Annotated in this window: 18 protein-coding genes; 9 read left to right on the top strand and 9 right to left on the bottom strand. The window is 73.1% G+C overall.

Going from position 1 to position 17,521, the window contains the following annotated elements; genetic code table 11:
* The first annotated feature begins 16 nt into the window (after positions 1 to 16).
* Positions 17 to 802, top strand: a complete 786-nt coding sequence (locus ACFVWU_RS00920; protein ID WP_387613649.1) for a TetR/AcrR family transcriptional regulator C-terminal domain-containing protein — start codon at positions 17 to 19, stop codon at positions 800 to 802.
* A 97-nt stretch (positions 803 to 899) separates the two neighbouring features.
* Here ACFVWU_RS00920 and ACFVWU_RS00915 read toward each other — a convergent pair whose 3' ends face one another.
* Together ACFVWU_RS00915 and ACFVWU_RS00910 are read right to left on the bottom strand one after the other, a co-directional pair.
* On the bottom strand, positions 900 to 1,673 hold the full coding sequence (locus ACFVWU_RS00915; protein WP_387613646.1) for an isocitrate lyase/phosphoenolpyruvate mutase family protein: 774 nt from the start codon (positions 1,671 to 1,673) through the stop codon (positions 900 to 902).
* Positions 1,670 to 2,926: a hypothetical protein gene (locus tag ACFVWU_RS00910; protein ID WP_387613643.1), complete on the bottom strand. Its 1,257-nt coding sequence runs from the start codon at positions 2,924 to 2,926 to the stop codon at positions 1,670 to 1,672. The genes ACFVWU_RS00915 and ACFVWU_RS00910 overlap by 4 nt, the downstream gene beginning before the upstream one ends.
* An 82-nt stretch (positions 2,927 to 3,008) precedes the next feature.
* Between ACFVWU_RS00910 and ACFVWU_RS00905 the strand changes: the two genes are divergently transcribed.
* Positions 3,009 to 3,740, top strand: coding sequence for an ArsR/SmtB family transcription factor (locus tag ACFVWU_RS00905; protein ID WP_387613701.1), 732 nt, complete (start codon positions 3,009 to 3,011; stop codon positions 3,738 to 3,740).
* A gap of 69 nt (positions 3,741 to 3,809) precedes the next feature.
* Here the strand turns inward: ACFVWU_RS00905 and ACFVWU_RS00900 are convergent, their stop codons facing one another.
* From ACFVWU_RS00900 to ACFVWU_RS00890, 3 genes are all read right to left on the bottom strand, one after another.
* Positions 3,810 to 4,607, bottom strand: a complete 798-nt coding sequence (locus ACFVWU_RS00900; protein ID WP_387613640.1) for a VOC family protein — start codon at positions 4,605 to 4,607, stop codon at positions 3,810 to 3,812.
* A 142-nt stretch (positions 4,608 to 4,749) separates the two neighbouring features.
* Positions 4,750 to 7,242 carry a germacradienol/geosmin synthase gene (locus ACFVWU_RS00895; RefSeq protein WP_387613637.1) on the bottom strand — a complete coding sequence of 831 codons (2,493 nt, stop codon included), beginning with the start codon at positions 7,240 to 7,242 and terminating at the stop codon, positions 4,750 to 4,752.
* A gap of 250 nt (positions 7,243 to 7,492) precedes the next feature.
* Positions 7,493 to 7,840, bottom strand: a complete 348-nt coding sequence (locus tag ACFVWU_RS00890; RefSeq protein ID WP_387613635.1) for a DoxX family protein — start codon at positions 7,838 to 7,840, stop codon at positions 7,493 to 7,495.
* Between the two features lie 265 nt (positions 7,841 to 8,105).
* On the opposite strand from ACFVWU_RS00890, the gene ACFVWU_RS00885 reads away from it, so the two are divergent.
* Both ACFVWU_RS00885 and ACFVWU_RS00880 read left to right on the top strand, forming a co-directional pair.
* Positions 8,106 to 8,747, top strand: coding sequence for an HhH-GPD-type base excision DNA repair protein (locus ACFVWU_RS00885; protein ID WP_387613632.1), 642 nt, complete (start codon positions 8,106 to 8,108; stop codon positions 8,745 to 8,747).
* A 68-nt stretch (positions 8,748 to 8,815) separates the two neighbouring features.
* Positions 8,816 to 9,106, top strand: a complete 291-nt coding sequence (locus tag ACFVWU_RS00880) for a DUF2087 domain-containing protein (protein ID WP_387613629.1) — start codon at positions 8,816 to 8,818, stop codon at positions 9,104 to 9,106.
* A 73-nt stretch (positions 9,107 to 9,179) separates the two neighbouring features.
* On the opposite strand, the gene ACFVWU_RS00875 is transcribed toward ACFVWU_RS00880, so the two are convergent.
* A complete protein-coding gene (locus ACFVWU_RS00875) occupies positions 9,180 to 10,664 on the bottom strand; it encodes an MFS transporter (protein ID WP_387613699.1) in 1,485 nt (494 codons plus the stop codon).
* Between the two features lie 91 nt (positions 10,665 to 10,755).
* Here ACFVWU_RS00875 and ACFVWU_RS00870 point away from each other — a divergent pair, with 91 nt between their 5' ends.
* Entirely contained in the window at positions 10,756 to 11,724 is a 969-nt protein-coding gene (locus tag ACFVWU_RS00870; protein ID WP_387613626.1) for a helix-turn-helix transcriptional regulator, read from the top strand.
* A gap of 27 nt (positions 11,725 to 11,751) precedes the next feature.
* Here the strand turns inward: ACFVWU_RS00870 and ACFVWU_RS00865 are convergent, their stop codons facing one another.
* Entirely contained in the window at positions 11,752 to 12,618 is an 867-nt protein-coding gene (locus tag ACFVWU_RS00865; protein ID WP_387613624.1) for a hypothetical protein, read from the bottom strand.
* Between the two features lie 6 nt (positions 12,619 to 12,624).
* Positions 12,625 to 13,143 carry a YbhB/YbcL family Raf kinase inhibitor-like protein gene (locus tag ACFVWU_RS00860; RefSeq protein ID WP_387613621.1) on the bottom strand — a complete coding sequence of 173 codons (519 nt, stop codon included), beginning with the start codon at positions 13,141 to 13,143 and terminating at the stop codon, positions 12,625 to 12,627.
* 103 nt (positions 13,144 to 13,246) lie between these two features.
* Between ACFVWU_RS00860 and ACFVWU_RS00855 the strand changes: the two genes are divergently transcribed.
* From ACFVWU_RS00855 to ACFVWU_RS00840, 4 genes are all read left to right on the top strand, one after another.
* Entirely contained in the window at positions 13,247 to 13,981 is a 735-nt protein-coding gene (locus ACFVWU_RS00855) for a rhomboid family intramembrane serine protease (RefSeq protein ID WP_387613618.1), read from the top strand.
* 85 nt (positions 13,982 to 14,066) lie between these two features.
* Positions 14,067 to 15,233 (top strand): hypothetical protein, encoded by a 1,167-nt coding sequence (locus tag ACFVWU_RS00850; RefSeq protein WP_387613615.1) that lies wholly within the window; start codon positions 14,067 to 14,069, stop codon positions 15,231 to 15,233.
* A 202-nt stretch (positions 15,234 to 15,435) separates the two neighbouring features.
* Entirely contained in the window at positions 15,436 to 15,732 is a 297-nt protein-coding gene (locus ACFVWU_RS00845; protein ID WP_030273186.1) for a type II toxin-antitoxin system VapB family antitoxin, read from the top strand.
* A 307-nt stretch (positions 15,733 to 16,039) separates the two neighbouring features.
* Positions 16,040 to 16,717, top strand: a complete 678-nt coding sequence (locus ACFVWU_RS00840; protein ID WP_387613696.1) for a LytR C-terminal domain-containing protein — start codon at positions 16,040 to 16,042, stop codon at positions 16,715 to 16,717.
* Positions 16,718 to 16,843: 126 nt separating this feature from the next.
* On the opposite strand, the gene upp is transcribed toward ACFVWU_RS00840, so the two are convergent.
* Entirely contained in the window at positions 16,844 to 17,479 is a 636-nt protein-coding gene (upp, locus tag ACFVWU_RS00835) for a uracil phosphoribosyltransferase (RefSeq protein WP_350506235.1), read from the bottom strand.
* Positions 17,480 to 17,521 lie beyond the last annotated feature (42 nt).

Here is a 17,521-nt window from a genome sequence, read left to right as displayed (position 1 = left end):
AGAGCGAGGAGGGCCGATGGCGGCCAGGTCAGAGGACACATCGTCGGACGGTCGACCGGCCCCGACCGGCTTCCAGTCGCCGTGGAACCGCCCGCCGCGGCGGCGGGACCAGCCCGCCCTCAGCCGCGAGCAGATCGTCACCGAGGCGCTCGCACTGCTGGACTCCGACGGCATCGAGGCACTGAGCATGCGCAAGCTCGGCGCCCGCCTCAACGCCGGCGCCACCTCGCTCTACACCCACGTCGCCAACAAGGACGAGCTGCTCGCCCTGGTCGTCGACCAGGTCTTCGGCGAGCTCCCGCTGCCGCCGGCCGAGGGCGCCGAGGACCCCGAGGTCTGGCGCGCGACCGTCGTCGACTGCGCCGACAGCATGCGCGCCGCCATCCTGCGCCACCCGTGGATGGTCTCGGTGATCGGCGACGTCGGGATGGTCTACCTCGGCCCCAACTGGATGCGGATCTCCGAGGCCCTCCTGGCCCTGATGGAAGCGGCCGGCTTCGAACTCGTCGAGGCCAACGACGCGATGAGCGCGGTCATGGGCTACACCATCGGGACCGCCTGCGTGGAGGCCGCCTGGCTGAGCGCGCTGACCAAGAGCGGCCAGGACGAGCGGGTGTGGATGGAGCAGCTGCTGCCCGCCGTCCTGGAGGCCACCAAGAGCCATCCACGACTGCACCGGCTGTACACCACCCAGGTGCAACAGGAGGTCAACGAGGGCAGCCGGGACAACAGCTTCATCCGGGGCGTCGGGGTGATCCTGGACGGCATCGAGGCGACCCGGGCCGCACAGGGCAAGGGCTGAGCCCCGCCACCACGGCCCGGGCGCCGCACCGCGAACGCCCGGGCCGTCGATCACCGTCGATCACCGCCGATCAGCGCCGAGCAGCGCCGAGCAGCGCTCAACTCCCGCTGAGCGCCTGCACATCGGCATACCCCGGCACCGGTCCGACCGGCCCGCCCGAGGCGACGGCCGCCGCCGTGGCCACCGCCGCCGCCAGCGCCGCCCGGTAGAGCAGCGAGCCCAGGCTGACCCGGGCCACCCCGAGCTCGGCCAGTTCGGCGAGGCCCGGGCCGGTCGGCGTCAGCAGGATGTTGAGCGGGACGGCGACCCGGCCGACCAGCCGGGCGATCACCGCCGGTTCGGTCACCCCGGGGACGAACACACCGTCCGCGCCCGCCCGCTGGTAGACCTCCAGCCGCCGGACGGCCTCCGGCTCCGGGTCGTCCTGACCGCACCAGTAGGTGTCGGTGCGGGCGTTCACGAACAGCTCCGGCACGGCCGCCTTCACCGCCGCGACCTTCGCCGCGTGGACGGCGGCCGGTGTCAGCGTGCCGTCCGCCCGGCCGTCCTCCAGATTGATGCCGGCCACCCCGGCCTGCGCCAACTCCACAGCCAGCGAAGCGACTTCGTCCGGGTCGTCGCTGAAGCCGGACTCCACGTCGACGCTGAGCAGGAAGTCGTCGCGGCCGAGCCGGCGGGCCAGCCGTACGGTCTCCGCGCGGGTGGCGGCGGCACCGTCCGGCAGGCCGGCGGCGGCCGCCACGCCCAGGCTGGTGGTGCCGATCGCCGGGTAGCCCTCGGCGGCGAGGGCGACGGCCGAGGCGTGGTCCCAGGCGTTCGGGAGCAGCAGCGGGCGGCCGGGGCGGTGGTGCAGTGCGGCGAACGGGGTCATCGGGTCACCTCCGGGTTCAACTCGCCGACGGAGTCCGCGTAGTAGCCGGACGCCCGGGCGAGGTGGCAGACGATATGACGGAAGCTCCAGCCCGCACCCGGCGAGTCGTCCAGGTGCTTCTCCGGCAACGCGGCGACCCGCTGGGACCAGATCCGCCCGAGCCGGGTGAGCCGGCTGCGGGCCTCGTCCAGGTCGGCGACGGTGAACGGTGCGAGGTCGGCCGGGGTGGTGACGTCGGAGGCGTGCCAGTGGTCGGGCTCGGCCGACTCGCCGGCCAGTCGTGCCTCCAACTCGGCCAGGTGGTCCAGGAGGTGGTCGGCGACCCGGCGAACCACCTTGTGCGGGGTGTAGGTTCGCCCGTCCGCGTTCACGATCGGACGCCCGTCCCAGGTCGTCCAGGTGGCGGCGAGACCGAGGACGTGATCCATCGTCTCCGGGATCAGGGCGGCGAGTTCGGCCTGATCGACGTCCTGGGAGGGCGGCACCGAGTCGTCCGCCGGATCCGAGGAGCCGTACAGGACGCCCTCGGCGATGACCAGCGCGTGCGAGCGGCCCGGGCAGAGCCGGGGCTCGGCGCCGAAGGCCAGCGGCTCGCGGTCCGACTGCTGGGCGGCCGCGACGTCCAGCAGGACGTGCGCCCCGGCGGGTACGGCCACCCCGCCGACCTCGGTCTCCCGGGCGGCGAAGCGGCGCATCTCCCGGACGGGCGAATCCTCCCGCAGGGCGCCGGCCAGCCCGTCGGGGTGGCGCCGGGCGCGCTCGACCAGGGTGGCCGTGGCGTCACAGGCCTGGACGAGCAGGCCGATCCGGTTGGCCGCCGTCTCCTCGTCGGCGTCCCCCATCGCGGGCAGCAACCGGGCGACCGCCGCGTCCGCCTCCGGGTCGTCCGGCGCCGGTTCGAAGTACGCCCGGGACACAGCTTTCACGTCCCGCGCGACGGCCTCCGGCTCGGCCAGCCCGAGCGCCGCCGCCAGCACCCGGACCACCCGCAGCCGGACGTCCGTCCCGTAGCCGCCCGCCGCCGCGACCCGCAGCGCGACCGGGTCCAGCCGTTCCAGGTCGGCCAGCACCAGCGCCCGCCGCCGGGCGTGCGGCCCGCCCGCGCTGAACCGGGCGACGGCGGCCCGCAGCCAGGCCACCGTGCCGTACGGCCCGGGCGTCGCGGGTGGCGGGACCAGCGCCGGGTCGGCCAGGGCCGCGGTCACGTCCTCGTACCGGGAGAAGTCGATTCGGATCACCGTGGGATCACTCATGCGGTCATCGTGGCCCCGGCTCGTTTCGGTCCCGGCCGAACTGTGCCTGCGCGACCATGGCGGCATGCCCGATCATGGACGCATGCCGCCGACCCACCGGGGCTCCTCGCTCGCCGCCCTCGCCGCCCTGCTCGCCGACCCCACCCGCGCCGAGTTCTGCTCCGCGCTGCTCGACGGCCGCGCCTGGACGGCCGGCGAGCTGGCCCGGACCGCAGGGGTCGCGCCGTCCACCGCCAGCGAGCACCTCTCCCGGTTGATCGCGAGCGGGCTGCTGGCCGAGGAACGGCAGGGGCGGCACCGGTACGTCCGACTGGCCACCCCGGCCGTCGCCACCCTGATCGAGGACGTCACCGTCTTCGCCGAGACGGTCTTCGCCGAGGCCGCCGAGCTGCCGGACCGGGCACCCCACACCCTCCGCGAGGCCACCCGGCAGAGCGCCGAGGCCCGCGCCCGGACCTGCTACGACCACCTGGCCGGCCGCCTCGGCGTGGCCGTCGCCGACGCGCTCCTCGACCGCGGCCTGGTCAGCGACGACGCCGGCCTCGCCGTCACCGAGCGCGGCCGCGCCTGGCTGGCCGCGCAGGCGATCGAACTGCCGCCGCGCGCGGGCCGCCCCGGCGGGCGCCCGGTGGTGCGCGGCTGCCTGGACTGGACGGAGCGCCGCAACCACCTCGGCGGGGCGCTGGGCGCGGCACTCTGTCGCACCGCGCTGGACCGCGCCTGGGTGGAGCGGATCGGCTCCGGCCGGGCCGTGCGGGTCACCCCGGACGGCGGCCGGGCGCTGCGCGAACTGTTCGGGGTCGAGGTGTCCTGAGCCCGCGAGGCGCTCTGAACCTCCGGGCCAGGTTGCCCAGGGGCGCGACGAGGTCCTCCCGCTCCCCCGTCAGACGTCCACGGTCCTGGGCTGCTCGCCCACGGTCCGGCCGAGGTCGATCAGGCCGAAGGCCGCACCCTGCTGGTCGCCGACCGCCGCGAACCGGCCGAACGGGCTGTCCATCGGCCCGGAGTACACCTTGCCGCCGCGCGCCGTCAGCCGCTCGATCGCGGCGTCGGTGTCGTCCACGGCGAAGTAGACGCTCACGTACGAGGGCGCCTCGGGCGGCAGGAGGTCGCCCTCCGCCCCCTTCCGGCCCAGCACCGGCCGGTCACCGACCTGGAACATCCGGTAGTCCATCTGCTCGGTGTCCATCTTCCTGGTGCCGTACGGGAAGACCGCCGGGAAGAAGGCGTCGGCCTTGCCGGGCTCGCGGGTGACGATCTCGGCCCAGCTGTACGCGCCGGGCGCGCCCTGCTTCTCGAAGCCCTCGAAGGTCCCGCCCTGCCAGACGCCGAACACGACCCCGCCCGGGTCCTTGGCGAGCACCATCGCGCCGACGTCGCCGATCGCCGTCGGACCCGTGACCAGCTCGCCGCCGTTGGTGCGGATCCGCTCGGCGGTGGCGGCGGCGTCCGGGGAGGCGAGGTACAGGCACCAGACGGACTGCGTCTGGTAACCGGGCATCGGCGGCACGAGCGCGGCCACCGCCTCGCCGTCCGAGTACGCCGTCGTGTAGTTGCCGAACTCCGACGAGCTCTCGCCGAAGGTCCAGCCGAGGACGTGGCCGTAGAAGGCTTTGGCGCCCTCCACGTCGGTGAACATCGCGTCGGCCCAACAGGGTGTGCCCTCAGGTAGCGCAGCCATCTCTCAGCCCTCGTCCGTGACGATGCGGGCGCGCGTCGGAAGGCGCGCGCGGCCCCCGACTCGCCAGCCTAGCCACGGCGAGGCGCACCCGCGCGGGCTTGCACGCGCGGGTGCGCCCCGGGTGCGCCCCGGGTGCGCCGCCTCAGTTCGCCGGGACGGCCCCGCTCAGCGGCGGGCGCAGCGAGGCCGTGCCGAGGCCGGTCGGTCCGAGCGGCACCGCGCCGGTCACGGCGGCGGCGCTCGGCTCCGGGTCCGGCGCGGCAGCGGGTACGGGTACCGGCGGGACGGGGGCCGTCGGAACCCTCGGGGCCGCTGCACCAGCCCCGGCCGCCGACTCCTCGGCCACCTCGGGCGCCGCCGCCCGCGCCCGGACCGCCTCCGCGAGGTCCCGCTCGGCGCCGAAGTGCCGCTCCAGGTCCTCGGTGCGGTACCGGCGGCAGTCCTGGTGCCACTTCAGCACGCCCGCGAGCCAGTTCTCCAGCTCCGCGACGTACCCGTCGAGCAGCTCCCGGGCGGCCGCGTCCAGCCCGAAGTCCTCGTACAGCACCGGGAGTTCCTGCTGTGCGACGTGCTGGAACTGCTCCAGCCGGGAGTGCATCAGGTCGTCGACGATCCTGACCGCCGACGGATAGTCGCAGTTGAAGAAGTTCTGCACCACCAGCACGATGTTGTGCAGCTCGCCCTCGTACTCGATCTCCTTCTGGTACGAGAAGACGTCGTTGATCATGCACCCGTAGTCCATGGCGGAGTTCTCCAGCGCGCGCATCGAGCCGTGCCGGTACACCTCCTCCGGCACGGCCTTGCCGTGCGACAGCCGGCTGAGGCCCGTGGTGAGCTCGGAGCCGAAGGTGGTGCGGCGCATCTCCAGGTAGTCGACCGGGTCCGGGATCCGATTCTGGATCTGGTTGCTGAGCTCCCAGATCCAGCTGTCCGTCATCACCTCGACCGACTCGCGGAGCCTGCCCCGGGCCTCGACGGTCATCGGGCCGGCGGTCCGCTCCCAGATGTCGGCGAGGCCGCGCTCCAGCGCGTTGACCGGCTCGGGCACGGGGCCACCGTCCAGCGGCATGAACAGCGACAGCCGGGCGTTGGCGACCTTGGCACCGGCCAGGTCACGGGTGCGCCCGAAAACCTTCGGGTAGTAGTCGTCCGCCCAGGTGCCCCAGGCCAACCAGGCCGAGGAGATGTCGAGCTGGTCGGCGGTGGCGTCCGGGTGGATGCCGGCCGCGCAGAGCGGGAGGTCGTAGTCGCGCATCGACTCGGCGTCCCAGATTCCGGAGCCGGGGACGTCGGGGTGCCCGGCCAGCATTCCGACCCGCTCGGCCCACTCGATCACCCGCTCCCGGGCGCCGTCCAGGTGCGGGCTCAGCGACAGGCTGAACGGCAGCTTGAACTCGGGCAGTCGGGACGGGCCCACGGGCTGGAACGGCACGTGGCCGTGCGAGCGCGCCCGCCGCTCGGCGGCGGGGGCGGGGAGGGCGGCGGGGGCCGCCGCCTTCTCGACTCCCTTGCGCAGGACGTCCAGCGCCGAGGTTCCGATGCCGCCGATCGCGTACTGGTCCCACCAGTTGCCGGAACCCGGCTGCCCGGGCAGCCCGCCGCCCGTTCCGGGCGTCACGTCGTCGGCCGAACCCGCCGCCGCGCCACCGCCGTTCATGTAGCGACTGGAGCGCATGTGCCACTCGTGCCCGCCGGCCTGCCAGTCCTGCAGGCCCTTGGCGTACGCCATCACCCGGGCGCGGCCCTCGGCGTCGAGCCCGGTCTCCGCGAACAGCACCGGCAGTTCGGTGAACACGGTGTTCTCGAACTGCTGGAGCCGCGAGGTGAGCAGGTCGTTGACCGCCTCGGCGGCCTCCTGGGTGGAGCACTCCAGGAAGCGCTCCAGCACCAGGATGCCGTTGCTCAGCTCGCCCTCGTCCTCGACCTCGCGCTGGTACGAGAAGATGTCGTTGCGCAGGTGCACGCCGTCGGAGAAGGCGTCCATCAGCACCCGCAGCGCGCGCGAGCCAGAAACCTCCTTCGGCACCTCGGCGTCGGCCGCGTACTCGACCAGCTGCGCGGACCACGGAGCGCCGCCGACCTTGCGGCGCATCTCGATGTACTCGACCGGGTTGGCCACCCGGCCTGCGTTGATGTTGGAGAGCTCCCACAGCGACTCGTTGAGCAGGTTGCGGGTGCTCTCGGCGAACCGGACCCGCCAGTCCTCGCCCATCGCCGGCACGGTGCGCCGCCACAGGTCGGCCAGGCCCGCCTCGACCGGGTTCTCCGGCTCGGGCGTCGGGGTGGTCGGGTCGGCCGGCATGAACAGCGGCAGCCGGTCGAGGTGCGCCTTGCCGCCCTCGCGGTCGTTGGTGCGCTTGTACAGGTCGAGGAAGTGGTCGTCGAAGAAGAAGACCCAGACGTACCAGTCGGTGACCAGCGACAGCGCCTCGGCGGAGGTGTCGGGGTGGGTGTAGGAGCAGAGCAGCCCGTAGTCGTGGGCCTCCAGGTCGGCCTGGTCCCAGATGCCCGATCCCTCCAGCATGCCCATCTCCCGGGCCCAGTCGGTGGAGTGGGCCCGCGCCTCGTCCAGATGGGGGTTGAGGCGCGCCGGGTGCGGCACGTAGAAGGACGGCAGGTCGAACGGCTGGGTCACGGCGGGCGAGCCTTTCTGGACGCGTCGTTTGGACCAAGAATGACCCGCCGCCAGGTCACCGCATCGGCACAACAGGAACAGTCATATGAGATGACCCACCTGCTCGAACCTCCACTCGAACTTTCGCCCGAGCGATCGGGCCGCCCCGGATCGTCCGTACGGGGCCCGGATCACCGCCCCCAACTCCCCACAGGGACACCGCCGCAGGGGCGGACCGCCGAGCGGTCCGCCCCTGCGTCGATGGCCCCCGTCAGGCCGCGAGCCCCAGGATCAGGGAGGCGGCGACGGGTGCCATGTAGATGAGGGGGAAGGGGATGTGGGCGTAGGCGCGGGCGCGGGCGACGGTGACGACGGCGCCGAGGAAGTAGAGGATGGTGCCGACGGCGGCGGCGTAGCCGAGGGCCGGGACGGCGAGGCCGACCAGGAGGCCGAGGGCGCCGGCGGCCTTGGCGACCCCGAGCCAGGTCCACCAGGCGCGCGGGACGCCGTACTCGGCGAGGGGCCCCACGACGTACTCGGCCTTGGCGAAGACCGAGTACGCCGAGAAGCCGACCATGAGGGCGCCGAGGATGGTGACGATGGTGTGGGCGACGGACATTGGTGTGCTCCCCGTTCGGTGGCTGGTCGGTCGGACACAGCACTGACCCGGCGCGCGTCGCGGATGTGACCGGCGCGGACAAAAATTTTTCCGCGTTCCCTCCGAACCGCCCCCCCAACAGCCGTTCCGCCAACGAACTATGCAGGCCTGGCAAGGCCGGGGCACCAAGACTTCCCCGGCTACGGGCGTGTTGACGGCGTCCGCCCACGCCGCGTCCACCAGACTGGGCGCCGACCCGACGTCAACTCCGAGGAGGGCAAACCCCATGAACGTCACCGTCCGGCTCGCCCAGCAGCCCGAGGCCGACGAACTGCTCGGACGGAGTGCGCTCGCCGCGCTCGTCGGCATGCTGCTGGACCAACAGGTGCCGATGGAATGGGCGTTCACCGGCCCGCTGACCATCGCCCAGCGCCTCGGCCGGGACGACCTCGACGCCCACGAGATCGCCACCTACAGCCCGGAGGAGTTCGTCGCCCTCCTCTCCGCGAAACCGGCCGTCCACCGCTACCCGGCCGCGATGGCCAAACGGGTGCAGCAGCTCTGTCAGTTCCTCGTCGCGCAGTACGACGGCAACGCCGCCGCGCTGTGGAAGGGCGCCCGCACCGGCAAGGAGCTGCTCAGCCGCCTCAACGCCCTCCCCGGCTTCGGCAAGCAGAAGTCGCAGATCTTCCTGGCCCTGCTCGGCAAGCAGTACGGGGTGCGGCCGGAGGGCTGGCGCGAGGCGGCCGGCGCGTACGGCGAGGAGGGCTCGCACCGCTCGGTCGCCGACATCACCGGCCCCGATTCCCTCACCCTGGTACGGGAGTTCAAGCAGGAGATGAAGCGCGCCGCGAAGGAGGCGAAGGCCGCCGCCAAGCCCCGCACCACCTCCCGGACGACCGCCGCGGCCGTGCCCGGCACCCGCTGAGTCGGCCGGAGGACGACGGCGCCGAAAACCGATTGCCCCGCCCCGCTCCACCGGGCGACGCTTCCGGCATGACCGCATCCACCCCCGCACGCCACGGCGTGTCCGCGTTCTTCACCCCTGACGGGCGCCTGACCGGCCTCCCCCGCAAGGCGGCCCGCCGGGAGCAACTGCTGGCCCATCTCGCCGAGACCCTGTTCGAGCCGGGCCGCAGCTACACCGAGGCCGAGGTCAACGACGCCCTGCGCACCGTGCACGACGACGCCCCCGCCCTGCGCCGCGACCTGGTCGAGGCCGGCCACCTGGCCCGCCCCAAGGACGGCAGCAGCTACCAGCGGGTCCGGGCAGCCGAGCACCCGTAGCCGGCACGCGGTCCCAGATGCGCCGAGGGCCCCGGCCGCACACGCGCGACCGAGGCCCTCGTAGAGCCGGGCGTCAGATCAGCGCCGGCTGCTCCTGCTCCTCCGCCGCGTCCCCCGCAGCGGCGACACCCCCCGCCGCCCGCTTCCGCGGCAGCGCGAACATCAGCAGGAACACCGCCAGCAACACTCCCGCGACCCACCACAGCGCGTTGGTGAACGCGCCGCCGAAGGCCGTCCCGACCGCGTCCGGCACGACCACGTCGTCCATCGCCCCGAAGAAGGCCACCGACACCAGCCCGAGCCCGAGCGCGTTCCCCACCTGCTGCACGGTGTTGATCAGCCCGGATGCCGACCCGGCGTGCCGGCGCGGCACCTCGGACAGCACCGCGTCGGTGATCGGCGCGACGATCAGCCCCATCCCGAGGCCCATCACCACCAGCGGCAGCGCCATCTGCCAGGGCGCGATCGACGTCCCGTACCGGTCCGCCTCCCAGATGTAGGTGAGCACGCCCGCCGCCATCACCAGCGCACCCGTCTGGAGCACCTTCCGCCCGAACCGCGGCACCAGCTTCTGGACCGAGAGCCCGGCCGCCGTGGAGACCGCGAGCGAGAACGGGATGCCGGTCGCGCCGGCCTTGAGCGGGCTCCAACCCAGCCCGACCTGCATGTAGAGCGTCCAGACCAGGAAGAAGATGCCGAGCGCCACCCCGAAGGCCAGCTGCACGCAGATCCCGGCCGCGAAGCTCTTCACCCGGAACAGCGACAGCTCCACCAGCGGCGAGCCGTCCCGCCGGGTCTTGGCCTTCTCGTACACCACGAACAGCGCGAACACCGGCAGGCTCCCGGCCATCGACAGGTAGCCCCAGAGCGGCCAGCCGGCCTCCCGGCCATGGGTCAGCGGGTAGATCAGCATCAGCAGGCCGAGGCTGGCCAGCGCCACGCCGACCAGGTCCAGCTTCAGCGCGTGTTCGGCCCTGGACTCGTCGATGTAGCGGCGGCCGAGCAGCAGCCCGGCGATGCCGACCGGCAGGTTGATCAGGAAGATCGGCCGCCAGGCCAGGCCCAGCGGGTCCCACTCGGTGAGCAGCGCGCCGATCATCGGACCGGAGACCGCGCCCAGTCCGACCACCGCGCCGAACATGCCGAACACCTTGCCGCGCTCCTCCGCCGGGAAGGTCGCGTGGATGATCGACAGCACCTGCGGCACCATCAGCGCCGCCGTGCCGCCCTGCAGCAGCCGCATCGCGACCAGCATCTCCGGGCCGGAGGCCAGCCCGCACAGCGCGGAGGCCACGGTGAAGCCGCCGATCCCGATCAGGAACAGCCGCTTGCGGCCGTGGATGTCGCCCAGTCGGCCGCCGGTGATCAGCCCGATCGCGAAGGCCAGCGCGTAGCCGCCGGTGACCCACTGGATGGCGCTGAAGGAGGCGCCGGTGTCCTGCTGGATGCTCGGGATGGCGATGTTGACGATCGTCACGTCCACCAGGTCCATGAAGGAGGCGACCATCACGATCGCCAGCGCGATCCACCTCCGCCGGTCGGCTCCCGCCGTGGTCATTCCGTACTCCTCGCTCTTCTGCTGCACGTCCACCACGGTAGGGGCCATATAGGTCAGGACCTGTCCCAGTTCCTCCGGCATCCTGGACGGCATGACCGACACCCCGGCCCGGCTGCTGAACCTGCTGTCCCTGCTGCAGACCCCGCGCGAGTGGCCCGGCAGCGAACTCGCCGAGCGGCTCGGCGTCAGCCCCCGCACCATCCGGCGCGACATCGACCGGCTGCGCGACCTCGGCTACCCGGTGCGGGCCACCATGGGCGCGGTCGGCGGCTACCGGCTGGTCGCGGGCACCGCGATGCCGCCGCTGCTGCTGGACGACGACGAGGCGGTGGCCATCGCGGTCGGGCTCCGGGCGGCGGCCGGACACGCGGTGGTCGGCATCGAGGAGGCCTCGGTACGGGCCCTCGGCAAGCTGCTCCAGGTGCTGCCCGCCCGGCTGCGGCACCGGGTGGGCACGCTCAACAGCGCCACCGTGCCGCTGCTCACCGGGGACGGCCCGACCGTCGACCCGGAGGACCTCACCATGCTCGCCCGCGCCGTCACCGCCAAGGAGCGGCTGCGCTTCTCCTACCGGGCCCGCGACGGCGCCGAGACCCGGCGCAACGTCGAACCCGAGCGCCTCGTCTCGACCGGCCGCCGCTGGTACCTGATCGGCTACGACCTGGACCGCGAGGACTGGCGGCTCTTCCGGATCGACCGGCTGAGCGAGCCCTTCGCCACCGGCGCCCGTTTCACCCCGCGCCCGCTCCCCGCCGAGGACGCCGCCGTGTTCGTGGCGAGCAGGCTGCGCGGCCAGTCGCCGACGCACACCATGGTGGCCACCGTCCACCGGCCCGCCGCCGAGGTCGACGGCTGGATGCCGTGGACCGGGGACTACGAGATCGAACCGATCGACGACCACAGCTGCCGCCTGCGCTCCCGGGCGGACTCCCTGAGGTGGCTGGCGGCAGGGCTGCTGATGCTGGACTGCCCCTTCGAGGTGCACGAGCCGCCGGAGCTGCGCGAGCACCTGCGCAGGCTCGCGGACCTGGCCGACCACGCGGCGAACCAGCCGGGTTAGCCGGACCTCGGGGCCGATGCCGGTGACTCAGACCGGAACCCGGTACCAGCCGTTGCCGCAGCGGAACCAGAGCACGCCGTCCCGGCCGTGGGCGTGCTGCCGGTCCAACTCCCCCGGCAGGTCCAGCCGCTCCCGGCGGACCTCCCGCCAGCTCTTCCGGCTCTCCCGTACGCACCGGACCAACTCTCCGTCGGGCTGCAGGAAGACGGCCCGGTCGTCGGCGATCGCGAAGCCCACCGGCTGCCGGGCCGGCAGCCGCATGCTGAGGGGCGGCCCACCCCCCGGGTCCGCGGCGGTGAGGAAGGTGCGCTCCCCGTACCAGGCCAGCCAGACCCGCCGCCCCTCGGTCGCGGCGGCGAGGCCCTCCATCGGCGCGTCGGGCAGGTCCTCGAAGTCCGGAACCCAGACGGTCCGCCCGGCGCCGTCCAGACCCAGCAGGCCGCACTGGGCGAGCGGGTTGCCCCCGTAGCAACCCTCGTCGCCGAAGGCCAGCCAGATCCGGCCTTCACGGTCCGTCACCAGCGCCTGGACGTCGTCGCCGAGCTGCAGCCGCCGGGTCGGCCGACCGTCCGGTGCGAACACCAGGCCGTTGAGCTCCCAGCCGTCCGCCAGCTCCTCCGCCCGACCGTCCACCACCAGCGGCCGACCGCCCGGCAGCAGACCGAGGTACGTCGGGTGGCGGAGCGGGACCTGCGGCAGATCGAGCCGCCGCTCACCGCCCCGTGCGACGGTCACCAGACAGGCGTCGTAGGGCGGTTCCGGTTCCGGTCCGGCCGTCAGCAGGACCAGCAGCTCCCCGCCCGGCCCGACCGTCCACGTCGCGGCCCGGCGGCCCGCCCACCAGTCCCCCTCGGGCAGCCGCCAGACCTCGACCGGACGATCGGACGTCGACACCGGCCCTCAGACCCCGTACTCGCCGGTCAGCAGCGCCCGCCCCAGGGTGTGGAAGGTCAGGTTGAAGCCGACCTGGGCCGCCGGGGTGTCGGCGGTGACGTCCAGCTTCTCCACGTCCAGGGCGTGCACCGCGAACACGTACCGGTGCGGGGCGCCGGGCGGCGGGGCGGCGCCGTCGTACTTGTTGCCCGGGAAGTCGGTGCGGCCGTGGAAGGAGGCCGCGCCCGGCAGGCTCCCGTCCGACGAACCGGCGCCGCGCGGCAGTTCGACGGTGTCGGCGGGCAGGTTGAGGGCGAGCCAGTGCCACCAGCCGGATCCGGTCGGCGCGTCCGGGTCGTAGCAGGTGACGGCGATGCTCCTGGTGGCCTCCGGCAGGCCCGACCAGGCCAGCTGCGGCGAGAGGTTGCCGCCGGAGTAGACGAACTCCCGGCCCAGCGTGGCGCCTTCGGTGAAGTCCTGACTGCTCAGCGGGAAGGACGGCACCTGCGGCAGGAACTCGTACGGCAGCGGCGGACGAACACCCATGGGTTTGTCACCTCTCAACGGGCCGGTGACGGCCGTGAACCGGCCGCCACCGATCACTGTAATGGGGTGCACGTCCGATCCCATCGCCCCTACAGTCGAGGTCATGGCCTCGGAGCACCGCAGCAGCACGGCAACCACGATCGACCCCGTCCAGATGATCGCCGACGCCCGCCGGGCGCTGTTCACCATGGTCGGGGTACTGGCCGCGATCTGGCTGATCCAGCTGGTGAACTGGATGGACGACTACGACCTCGGCAAGCGCTTCGGCGTCATCCCGCAGGATCCGAGCCGACTGCCGAACGTCGTCACCGCGCCGTTCCTGCACTGGAACTGGGCGCACCTGGAGGCCAACTCCGGCCCGTTGTTCGTCTTCGGCTTCCTGGCGGCCTACCGAGGGGTGAAGAAGTTCCTCGGCCTGACCCTGCTGGTCGCCCTGACCAGTGAGCTGGCCTCCTGGGTCTTCGACAGCCCGAACCGGATCGGCGCCGGCGCCAGCGGCGTGGTGTTCGGCTACTTCGGCTACGTGGTGCTGCGCGGGATCATCGACCGCAACCTGATCGACACGCTGATCGGCGTGGTGCTCGGCGCCTCCTACGCCTACATGGTGACCAGCGCCCTGCCCGGCGTCGCCCCGGGCATCAGCTGGTCGGCCCACCTGGGCGGTCTGATCGGCGGCCTGGCCGGCGCGTGGATCTTCCGCAACCGCGCCCCGCGCCGAGCCCGCGAGCCCCAGCCCCAGCCCCAGGCCAAGGCCCAGGGCAAGGCCACGTCGACCGCCACCGACCCGAACAGCCCCAACGCCGCCCTGCTCAAGGAACTCGACGACCTGGGCCTGTAGGCCACCCGGGGAGTCAGGTATAGACCACTCCCACCCCTGCGGCTAGCGTGAACGACGCACCTGCCCCCAGCTCCGGAGCCGCACCGTGGAGTCGTCCGTCCTCGCCTTCGCCACCGACCTGCTCGACGAGGGCGCCGACACCTTCTTCGGCAACCTCACCGACCGCGCCGGAGTCGGCGGCGTCACCCTGGCCTCGGTCTACCACGAGGCCCGCGACGTCTTCCCGCACAACCCCCGGCGGGTGATCCGCTACCTGGAGCCGGGCGCGGCCTACTTCCGCCCCGACCCGGCCCGCTGGCAGGGCCGACGCCTGGCGCCCGTCCCGTCCACCGCGATCGGCGACCGCGACCCCTTCGCCGAGGCCGCCGCCGAGGCCGGGCGGCGCGGCCTGAAACTGCACGCCTGGACGGTGTTCTGCCACAACGACCGGCTCGGCTTCGCCCACCCCGACTGCGCCCCGGCCAACGCCTTCGGCGACCGCCACCTCACCGAGCTCTGCCCGGCGAACCCGGAGGTCCGCGAGTACGCGCTGGCCCTGGTCGACGAACTCGCCCGCTACGGCGTGGACGCGATCCGCGCCGAGTCCCTGCACTTCCACGGCCTGCGCCACGGCTACCACCACGAGCGCTACTTCGAGAACCTGGGCCCGACCGCCGAGGCCCTGCTCGGCGTCTGCTTCTGCCCGCACTGCCGCGCCGCCGCCATCCGTGCCGGTGTCCCCGCCGAGCAGGTCGCCGAGGCGGTACGGACCGAACTGCGCCACCGGCTGGCCGACCAGGAGGCCGCCGCCGAGCCCGCCGATCTGAGCGCCCTCGCCGACGGCGCCTTCGCCGCCTACGTGGACGCCTCCGCCGCCACCGTCACCGCGCTCGCCGCCGACCTCACCGAGCAGGCCCGCCGGCACGGCATGCGGCTGAGCTTCATGGACGGCGGCGGCCCCGGCAAGGGCTGGCTGTCCGGCATCGACCTGCCCGCCCTCGCCGGGGCCACCGACCAGATCGAGACCCTCGGCTACGCCAGGACCCCGGAGGCCGTCCGGGAGAAGCTCGCCGCCTTCGCCCTGCACGGCGTCCGCCCGCAGCGGATGGCGGTGATCCTGCGCCCGATGGCCTCGGACTGCGACGGCCCGGAGAACCTCGCCGCCAAGATCGCCACCCTGCGTGGACTCGGCGTCCCCGAGGTCGAGTTCTACCACTACGGCCTGATGCGGCTGTCCTCGCTCGACCGGATCGGCGCCGCGCTCGCCGGCTGAGGCTCACCGCCATTCGGACGCGGGATCGGGACACGGGATCGGAACGCTGCGCATTCAGGGCCGGAACCCGATCGGAACCGGGGCCGATGTTCGCGACATTTCCCATCAAACAGCCACATTCGTCCATCCGCAGTTCACACCCGCGCGCGTGGCGACGTCGCGGCTGCTGCGCCATCCGCCGCCCAAACGGTAGGCTTTCCGTGTGATCTTCAAGCGCATCGGCAACGGGCGGCCGTACCCGGATCACGGCCGGACGAGCACCCGCCAGTGGGCTGACGTCGCCCCACGTCCGGTGCGGCTCGACCAGCTGGTGACCACCAAGGGCCAACTCGACCTGGAAACCCTACTGGCCGAGGACTCGACCTTCTACGGGGACCTCTTCGCCCACGTGGTGAAGTGGCACGGCGACCTCTACCTGGAGGACGGGCTGCACCGGGCCGTACGGGCCGCGCTGCAGCAGCGCCAGGTGCTCCACGCCCGCGTCCTCGAAATGGACTGACGGCGCCCCACCTCAGGGCACCGACCCCAGGACTCCACCCCGGGCCAGCGGCCCCGGGGCATCCACGCAGGCTTCACGGACCGCTCCTCGCCATCCGGCGGAGGGCGGTCCGCGCGTACCCGGGTACCTCCTTTCGGGTACCGGCGTACTCCACATGATGATCGTTTAGTACCTTCTCAGCCGTACGGCACTACTCTGCTGACTACGGCCGCGACCAGGGGATCCGCCCGCACGTGGGGGGCGCCCCTACCCGGCCCACCCGTCATCCCGACCCCGCCCTGGCACGAGGGGGAGACAAACCGTGAGCATGTTGACTCCCCAAGGCCTCAAGGGGAAGCAGTACCGCATCACCGGCAACGCCTACCCGCGGCTGGGCCGGCCCCCGAAGAAGAGCCGCAAGGTGATCGCCGCGCTCGCCGGCCTGCTGGCGCTGGCCCTGATCGCGCTCGGCGGCGTGCAGCTCTACGACATCTTCATCGGCAAGGCCAAGAACGCCTCCGCACAGGCCTGCGCGACGTCGTCCGGCAAGCCGCTGGCCGCCCCGACGCCGGGCGCCACCGCGGCCTCCGGCCCCGGCACACCCGGCGCCCCCGGCGGCGACCCGCACGTCATCCCGCAGGCCTCGGCCGTCACGGTGAACGTCTACAACGCCACCACCAAGGCCGGCCTGGCCGGGCGGACCGCCGACGAGCTCAAGAAGCGCGGCTTCACCATCGGCAAGGTCGGCAACGCGCCGGCCGAACTGGACAAGAAGGTGCCCGGGACCGCCCAGGTGATCGCCGGCCCGGCCGGCGCCGGGGGCGGCACCCTGGTCGGCTCGCAGATCGCCGGGGCCACCGTCACCGCCGACGCCCGCACCGACGCCAGCGTGGATTTCGTGATCGGCGACAGCTACAACGCCCTGCTGGACGAGACCCAGGCGGCCGCCGCCCTCGCCCTGGCCACCAAGCCCACCCCGGCCCCGAGCGCCACCGGCAGCTGCTGAGGCCCGACGGACACGCAGGAGCCCCCGGCAGACGCAGTGCCGGGGGCTCTCGGTCGTTCGGAGTCGTGCTTGAAGGGGGCCCGTACGCGGCGGGCCGGTCGTACCAGGCCGTAGGCAGGCGGGGACTCAGCCCGCGGTGCCGTACAGCCGGTCGCCCGCGTCGCCCAGGCCGGGGACGATGTAGCCGTTCTCGTTCAGCCGCTCGTCCAGGGCCGCGGTGACCACGGTGACCGGCAGGTCGGCCAGCTCGCGGCGCATCACCTCGACGCCCTCCGGTGCGGCCAGCAGCACCACGGCGGTGACGTCGGTGGCGCCGCGCTCGATCAGCATCTTGATCGCGGCGACCAGGGTGCCGCCGGTGGCCAGCATCGGGTCGAGCACGTAGACCTGGCGGCCGGAGAGGTCGTCCGGCATCCGGGTGGCGTACGTGGAGGCCTCCAGGGTCTCCTCGTTGCGCACCATGCCGAGGAAGCCCACCTCGGCGGTCGGCAGCAGGCGGGTCATCCCGTCCAGCATGCCGAGGCCGGCCCGCAGGATCGGCACGACCAGCGGACGGGGGTAGCTGAGGCGGGTGCCGAGCGTGACCGCCACGGGCGTGGTGATCTCCACCTCGTCGGTGCGGACGTCCCGGGTGGCCTCGTAGGCGAGGAGGGTCACCAGCTCGTCGGTCAGGCGACGGAAGGTCGGCGAGTCGGTGCGCTCGTCGCGCAGGGTGGAGAGCTTGTGGGCGACCAGGGGGTGGTCGACGACGTGGAGACGCATGTATCGAGGTTAGCCCGGTCCTGGACGCCTGTACGACACGCC

Source organism: Kitasatospora sp. NPDC058190 (assembly GCF_042883685.1).
Taxonomy (GTDB): Bacteria; Actinomycetota; Actinomycetes; order Streptomycetales; family Streptomycetaceae; genus Kitasatospora.
The sequence above is the reverse complement of the archived record's forward strand: the minus strand, read 5'-3'. Positions and strand labels throughout refer to the sequence as shown.

What these genes read in the sequence shown, in the direction of transcription:
- ACFVWU_RS00860 (WP_387613621.1), bottom strand. Translation starts at nt 13,143, where the DNA reads ATGGGTGTTCGTCCGCCGCTGCCGTACGAGTTCCTGCCGCAGGTGCCG.
- ACFVWU_RS00890 (WP_387613635.1), bottom strand. Translation starts at nt 7,840, where the DNA reads ATGTCCGTCGCCCACACCATCGTCACCATCCTCGGCGCCCTCATGGTC.
- ACFVWU_RS00915 (WP_387613646.1), bottom strand. Translation starts at nt 1,673, where the DNA reads ATGACCCCGTTCGCCGCACTGCACCACCGCCCCGGCCGCCCGCTGCTG.
- upp (WP_350506235.1), bottom strand. Translation starts at nt 17,479, where the DNA reads ATGCGTCTCCACGTCGTCGACCACCCCCTGGTCGCCCACAAGCTCTCC.
- ACFVWU_RS00905 (WP_387613701.1), top strand. Translation starts at nt 3,009, where the DNA reads ATGCCGCCGACCCACCGGGGCTCCTCGCTCGCCGCCCTCGCCGCCCTG.
- ACFVWU_RS00900 (WP_387613640.1), bottom strand. Translation starts at nt 4,607, where the DNA reads ATGGCTGCGCTACCTGAGGGCACACCCTGTTGGGCCGACGCGATGTTC.
- ACFVWU_RS00870 (WP_387613626.1), top strand. Translation starts at nt 10,756, where the DNA reads ATGACCGACACCCCGGCCCGGCTGCTGAACCTGCTGTCCCTGCTGCAG.
- ACFVWU_RS00920 (WP_387613649.1), top strand. Translation starts at nt 17, where the DNA reads ATGGCGGCCAGGTCAGAGGACACATCGTCGGACGGTCGACCGGCCCCG.
- ACFVWU_RS00910 (WP_387613643.1), bottom strand. Translation starts at nt 2,926, where the DNA reads ATGAGTGATCCCACGGTGATCCGAATCGACTTCTCCCGGTACGAGGAC.
- ACFVWU_RS00885 (WP_387613632.1), top strand. Translation starts at nt 8,106, where the DNA reads ATGAACGTCACCGTCCGGCTCGCCCAGCAGCCCGAGGCCGACGAACTG.
- ACFVWU_RS00875 (WP_387613699.1), bottom strand. Translation starts at nt 10,664, where the DNA reads ATGACCACGGCGGGAGCCGACCGGCGGAGGTGGATCGCGCTGGCGATC.
- ACFVWU_RS00880 (WP_387613629.1), top strand. Translation starts at nt 8,816, where the DNA reads ATGACCGCATCCACCCCCGCACGCCACGGCGTGTCCGCGTTCTTCACC.
- ACFVWU_RS00840 (WP_387613696.1), top strand. Translation starts at nt 16,040, where the DNA reads ATGTTGACTCCCCAAGGCCTCAAGGGGAAGCAGTACCGCATCACCGGC.
- ACFVWU_RS00855 (WP_387613618.1), top strand. Translation starts at nt 13,247, where the DNA reads ATGGCCTCGGAGCACCGCAGCAGCACGGCAACCACGATCGACCCCGTC.